The following is a 6,298-nucleotide window of genomic DNA, read 5'->3' on the forward strand; positions in this document are numbered from 1 at the left end:
GGCCCGCGCACCCGGTCCACTCCGGCGAAGCTGCGCGAGTTCGTCGAGCACCGCTGGGATCACCGCGCGGGAACCGACGGCGGCCGCCGCAAGCAGGCCCGGCTGGCCGCCGCGAGCATCGCACCGCTGATCGGCGCGCTGCCATCGGAGGTGGCCGTCGCCGAATCCGCCTCGATGAACCTGTTCAGCGCACTGCTGCGGGCTGCCGGGATGCGGCCGGGCAGACCGGTGCTGGCGGTCGGCAAGTTCTGCTTCGCCACCGACCACTACTTGGCCCGTTCGGCCGCCGACATCGCCGGCTGCGAGCTGCGGCTGTTCGACGAACTGGACGACCTGCCGGAGCTGCTCGACGACCGGGTGGCGGTGCTGGCGCTGTCGCACGTCGACCCGGAATCGGGCGCGGTGCGGGACGCGACCGCGATCACCGAGCTGGCGCACCGGCACGGCGCGCTGACGCTGTGGGATCTGAGCCATTCGGCGGGCGCGATGCTGATCGACCTGGGCTCGTGGGGCGCCGACTTCGCGATCGGCTGCGGCCACCGCTACCTCGGCGGCGGTTCCGGCGCGCCGGGGTTCTCGTACCTCGCGCGGGACAGGCACGAAGAGGCGGCAGGCGCTGACGCGTTCCCCGGCGCACCGTCGACGCTGGCGCTCTCGGAGCTGCGTTCCGGTCTTTCCGCGCTCACCGGTGCCTCGCCCGCCGCGTTGGAGGCGAAAGCGGCCGGACTGGCCGAGTTCTTCCTGCGCTGCCTGGCCGACGCGCCCGGTGCGGATCCGGTGCCGATCCCGGCAGGGCTCCGCCGCGGACCGCACGTCTGCGTGCGGCACCGGCACGCGCACCAGGTGGCGCAGGCGCTGCTCGGCCGGGGCGTGGTCGTCGACGTCCCGGAACCGGGCACGCTGCGGTTCGGCTTCGCCCCGCTGTGGTTGCGCTACGTCGACGTCCGCGAGGCCGCCACCCGCTTCCGCGACGTCCTGCAGGATCTGTCCACTTAGGAGCCACGAACCCGGCCACCGCGCGCGGTCCGGTGCCGCCGGTTCAGGACACGACCTCGGTGTAAACGTCCGTGAGCCGGTTGCGCAGCACGTGCGCCGGCGCGTCCGGCTGGATCCGCAGCTGCCGGGCGGCGGTGCGCATCGTGGACACGATCCGCTGGGTGTGGTCGAGCCGCAGGTCGTCGCCGCCGCGCTCGATCAGCAGTGCACGCCCGGTAGCGGCGTCCACCAGCCGTTCCAGCAGGATGATCGACGGCCACCACACTTCCGCGTTGCGCCCGATGGAAGCCGGTTCCATGAGTTGCTGCTGCAGCGTCGCGCGCAGGTCCGACAGTTCGCGGTAGGTGCGCCGCCGCAGCGTCGAGCGGCCCTGCTCGCGGCCGGCGAGCGACCGCGACACGTACTCCGAGACCGTCTCCACCGCCCCCGCGAGCTTGCCGGTCAGGTCCGGGCTGCGCCCCGGCGGCCACATGAGGTAGCCGATGAGCAGCACGATCCCGCAGCCGAGCAGCGAGTCCACCAGCCGCACGACCGGCAGCTGGTCCATGAACAGCTCGCTCTGGTGCATCTGCACCAGCACCACGATCGTCACGACCATGGTGAACATCCCGTAGTGCCTGCTGAGCGCTTCCGGCACGAACGCAGCGAGCAGCACCGTGATCACCGCCAGCGGCCACCCGGCCGGAATGACGGCCAGCAGCACGCTGGCGATCAGAACCCCCACCACGGTGCCGAATCCGCGCAGCACGGTGCGGGCGAACACCGAGCCGGAGTTCGGTTTGAGCGCCAGCGCGACGGTCATCGCGATCCAGTAGGACTGCTCGAAGTTCAGCGCCAGCCCGACGCCTTCGGCGACGGCCAGGCACAGCACCATTCGCACCGCCAGCAGCCACCCGGTGCGCCCGATGCTGATGTTGCTGCGCCAGAGCCGGAAGTGTTCGCGCGGGCCGAGCCGTTCCTGGAACACCGGCTCGTCGGCGCTCTTCACGCGCAGCCACGCATCGATGAGGTCGGCGATGCCCTGGTCCAGCGCGTGTTCCACCACCGAACCGCTCGGCGCCGGGCGGTACCGCGGCAACGCTTGTCCACTTCGGACGCACGAGGCGATGCTGCGCAGCGCCGCGAGCGCCTCGCCGGACGGCCTGCTCCCCGAGTGCGCCAGCGCGACCGACGCCTCGACCACCGGCGTCGCCCGGGCCAGGATCACGTACAGCCGGTCGTGCACCCGGCTGCGGGAAACCGATGCGCCGCCGAGCAGGATGTCGTGCGCTCCGTTGAGCGCTTTCGTGAGGTTCTGCCGCGCGCCGATCGCGGCGCCGGTGCCCGCCGCGTCGAACAACCTCAGCAGCGCGTCGAAGACCCGCGCGACCGCGGCGCGCGCGGGCGCGGTGCGCCGGAACGGCCAGGTGGCCGCGACCATCGCCAGCAGCAGCAACTCACCGGTGACGAACCAGGCGATCTGCTCGTTCGGGGGCATCCCCGTCGAGACGTGGCCGGTCGCCACCACGCAGAACGTCAGCATCTGCGCGCCCGCCGCCGCGCACAGGTCGTTGACCCGGCTGGAGAGCACCGACGGGATCGACACCGCGACCACCACGACCGCCGACCACACCGGCCCCGGCGCGAGCACCCCCGCTGCGAACCCGAAACCGCCGGTGAGCACGGTCAGCCCGACCCGCTTCGTGCGATATCGGTAGGAACCGGTGAGGTCCGAGAAGCTGACGCACAACGCCCCGACCGACACCAGCACGGCCGGCTCCATCCGCTGCACCGCGATACCGACCACCGCAGGCCCGCCGATGCCGACGGCGGCCGCGACGATCCGGGTCCAGTCCAGCGGCAGCGGCGCGGGACGCAGCATCCTGATCAGCCACGCGGGCAGCGGCGCGCGGGAATTCCGGGTCGCGGTGGGAATCGCATCGCTCTGTGTCACGCACATCCCTTCCCTGGTGGGACTGGCGCGCTCCACGCCGAGCGGCTGGGTTCGTGCATTGTCACGCCGCTGCGTGGCAAGCAGAACTGCGATGTGCAAGCGTCACACGTTGCGGTGCGTCACATCACCGGTTGGGGTCAAGCGAAGGCGTTGATGATCCGCACCGCGATGGACGTGATGAACAGCCAGAACAGCGCGGCGATCCCGTAGTTCACCAATACCGCGAGCTGCGGATCGGCCGGCGTGAACAGGTCGGAGAATCCGAGCGCGAGCGGATCGGACCATTCCGTGATGAACCGCGTGATGCCGTTGTCCGGGTTGGCACCACCGAGGGTGAACACGACTCGCAGCACCAGCAGCAGCGCGATCAGCGTCCCGACCCAGCGGGCCACCGCGGACAGCACACCGACGACGCGCGCCCGAGCCTTCGCCCAGTCGTACGACTGCCGCAGCCGTCGTCGCCCTCCGTTGGGCCGGTCGCCGTCCTGATCACCGGTGGTCACTCCACCGACGTTCTCCGACATGCCGGAAGTGTGGCACGCGGCCACACAGAAAGCTACCAACCGGTAGGCGGCCGGGCCCGCAGCACGCGGGCCCGGACCCGGCCGCTCGGGAAGCCTCGAGGTTGCCCCGCGCAGGGAAGCTCTGCGCCCCATCGGCTGAATCGTTCGTGAAGCATCGTCGGCCGCATTCGGCGCTCAGCCGAAAGCGCGGGCCAGCAGGCTGGTCACGAGGACCCAGAACCCGGCGGCGAGGCCGTAGTCGACCAGCACCTGCAGCTGCGAGTTCCCGGTTTGCACCAGCCCCGGGAAGAACAGCGCGAGCGGCTCGGCGGCTTGGTGCACCGAGTCGATGAACCCGTTCTCGGCGGGGATCTTGAACAGCACCGAGATGATGTGCAGCACCAAGATCACGGCGAACACGAATCCCACACCGGTGATCAGCGTGCCGATCCCGGATCCCTTCTTCTTCGCAGCCATGATCTTCAGTCTGCCCGCCGCCGCCAGGCCCCCGATCCCCCGATCGCCGCAGCGCCGCGCTGCGCAGCGGTTCGCTCAACATGTGGGATACCTGGTTGCATCGCGGGCGGACCTCGCGGTTAACCTGGCCGTCGTGGCTCGCGTTCTCCTGCTTCGCCGCCGCGACGGGGTCTGACAGACCGGCCCCTCGTCGCGGGGTAGCAACCTGCCGGTCGCCAGGCTCAGCCGCCAACCAGCAGGAGACGAGCAGATGACTTCGCAAGAGCCGCAGGCCCCCTTCACCGGCGATGTCCGCAAACCTTCCCGGACCGCCCCGGCCGACCAGGCACCGTGGAACCCGCAGCAGGGCAGCTCGATGCCGTTCCACCGCTACCGGCCGTTCCACGAGCTGGTCGAGGACGTATCGGTACCGGACCGCACCTGGCCGGACAACCGCATCACCCGCGCCCCGCTGTGGTGCGCGGTGGACCTGCGCGACGGCAACCAGGCGCTGATCGACCCGATGTCGCCCGCCCGCAAGCGCCGGATGTTCGAGCTGCTGGTGCAGATGGGCTTCAAGGAGATCGAGGTCGGTTTCCCGGCGGCCAGCCAGACCGACTACGACTTCGTCCGGGAGATCATCGAGGACGGCGCCATCCCGGACGACGTGCGAATCCAGGTGCTCACGCAGTGCCGCCCAGAACTGATCGAGCGCACTTTCGCCGCGCTGGAGGGAGCGCCGCGCGCGGTCGTGCACTTCTACAACTCGACGTCGATCCTGCAGCGCCGCGTGGTGTTCCGGGAGGAACGCGAGGGCATCAAGAAGATCGCCACGACGGCCGCGGAGCTGGCGCTGGAGTACGCGGGCAAGTACCCCGACACCGACTTCCGGTTCCAGTACTCGCCGGAGTCCTACACCGGCACCGAGCTGTCCTACGCCGTAGAGGTGTGCGACGCGGTCACCGAGATCTTGCAGCCGACGCCGGAGAAACCGGTGATCCTGAACCTGCCCGCGACGGTGGAGATGGCCACGCCGAACGTCTACGCGGACTCGATCGAGTGGATGCACCGCAACCTGTCCCGGCGCGACTCGGTGATCCTCTCGCTGCACCCGCACAACGACCGCGGCACCGGCATCGCCGCCGCGGAGCTGGGCTACCAGGCGGGCGCGGACCGCATCGAGGGCTGCCTGTTCGGCAACGGCGAGCGCACCGGCAACGTGGACCTGGTCGCGCTGGGCATGAACATGTTCAGCCAGGGCGTCGACCCGCAGATCGACTTCTCGGACATCGACCACGTCAAGCGGACCGTGGAGCACTGCAACCAGCTGCCGGTGCACGAGCGGCACCCGTGGGGCGGTGAGCTCGTCTACACCGCGTTCTCCGGCAGCCACCAGGACGCGATCAACAAGGGCTTGGACGCGCTGCAGGTGGAGGCCGACCGGGCAGGCGTCGAGCTGGCCGAGCACCGCTGGGAGGTCCCGTACCTGCCGATCGACCCCAAGGACGTCGGCCGCAGCTACGAGGCCGTGATCCGGGTCAACTCGCAGTCCGGCAAGGGCGGCGTGGCCTACGTGATGAAGAGCGAGCACCAGCTCGACCTGCCGCGCAAGCTGCAGATCGAGTTCGCCAAGCTGGTGCAGGCCCGCACCGACTCCGAGGGCGGCGAGGTCAGCCCCGAGGTGATGTGGCAGGTCTTCTCCGAGGAGTACTTGCAGCCGCGGACGCCGCTGGAGCTGATCAGCCGCTCCTTCACCGGCGGGGAGGGCAACGAGTCCATCGCCGCGAAGGTCGTCGTGGACGGCACCGAACAGGAGATCACCGGCTCCGGCAACGGCCCGATCGCCGCGTTCGTCGACGCGCTGAGCACCATCGGCTACGACGTGCGAGTCATGGACTACAACGAGCACGCGCTCACCGCGGGCGACGACGCCCGCGCCGCCTCCTACCTGGAGTGCGCGGTCGGCGACGAGATCTTCTGGGGCGCCGGCATCGACACCTCCACGGTCACGGCGTCCCTGCGCGCAGTCGTCTCCGCGATCAACCGCGCCAACCGCTGACCTGAGCGTCCGGCCCCTTCCCGCGTGGGAGGGGCCGGATTATGTACAAAGAGTGCTCATGGGCGAGCTCTCCGATACAGAACAGACATTCGTCGCCATGGTGCGACGTGAGCACGCTCCGGTGAGCTCGCTGCTCGATGCCGCGCCAGCGGCCTTACCGTGGACCCGCCCGCTGCCTGTTGAAGACGCCCGCACGTTCGTAGCGGAACTCGCAGAGTCACTGCGGACCGCGGACTCGGCCGACGATCCGGCTGCGGCTGCGACCGCTCAACTCATCACCGAGTGGCGGCACACCGCCGAAGTGCACGCCGAACCTGAACTGTTCGCCCGGCTCACCACCGAAGCCGAAGA

Annotated in this window: 5 protein-coding genes and 1 pseudogene; 3 read left to right on the top strand and 3 right to left on the bottom strand. The window is 70.0% G+C overall.

Annotation, left to right across the window (positions count from 1 at the left end; genetic code table 11):
* Positions 1-996: aminotransferase class V-fold PLP-dependent enzyme (locus IJH84_RS12895; protein ID WP_295144512.1), on the top strand; the 996-nt coding region annotated here is incomplete at its 5' end.
* 43 nt (positions 997-1,039) lie between these two features.
* On the opposite strand, the gene IJH84_RS12900 is transcribed toward IJH84_RS12895, so the two are convergent.
* The 3 genes from IJH84_RS12900 to IJH84_RS12910 form a co-directional block, all read right to left on the bottom strand.
* The gene (locus IJH84_RS12900) at positions 1,040-2,929 is read right to left on the bottom strand and encodes an FUSC family protein (protein ID WP_295144515.1); all 1,890 of its coding nucleotides are present in this window, start codon (positions 2,927-2,929) and stop codon (positions 1,040-1,042) included.
* A 137-nt stretch (positions 2,930-3,066) separates the two neighbouring features.
* A complete protein-coding gene (locus IJH84_RS12905) occupies positions 3,067-3,453 on the bottom strand; it encodes a hypothetical protein (RefSeq protein ID WP_200068209.1) in 387 nt (128 codons plus the stop codon).
* 174 nt (positions 3,454-3,627) lie between these two features.
* Complete coding sequence (locus IJH84_RS12910) at positions 3,628-3,909, bottom strand: hypothetical protein (protein WP_200068674.1); 282 nt, start codon at positions 3,907-3,909, stop codon at positions 3,628-3,630.
* 250 nt (positions 3,910-4,159) lie between these two features.
* Between IJH84_RS12910 and leuA the strand changes: the two genes are divergently transcribed.
* Both leuA and IJH84_RS12920 read left to right on the top strand, forming a co-directional pair.
* A complete protein-coding gene (gene leuA, locus IJH84_RS12915; protein WP_295144520.1) occupies positions 4,160-5,947 on the top strand; it encodes a 2-isopropylmalate synthase in 1,788 nt (595 codons plus the stop codon).
* A 58-nt stretch (positions 5,948-6,005) separates the two neighbouring features.
* Positions 6,006-6,298 (top strand): annotated as a pseudogene (locus IJH84_RS12920) (hypothetical protein); the annotation flags it as partial.

It is taken from the genome of Saccharopolyspora sp. (genome assembly GCF_017434145.1).
GTDB lineage: Bacteria > Actinomycetota > Actinomycetes > Mycobacteriales > Pseudonocardiaceae > Saccharopolyspora_C > Saccharopolyspora_C galaxeae.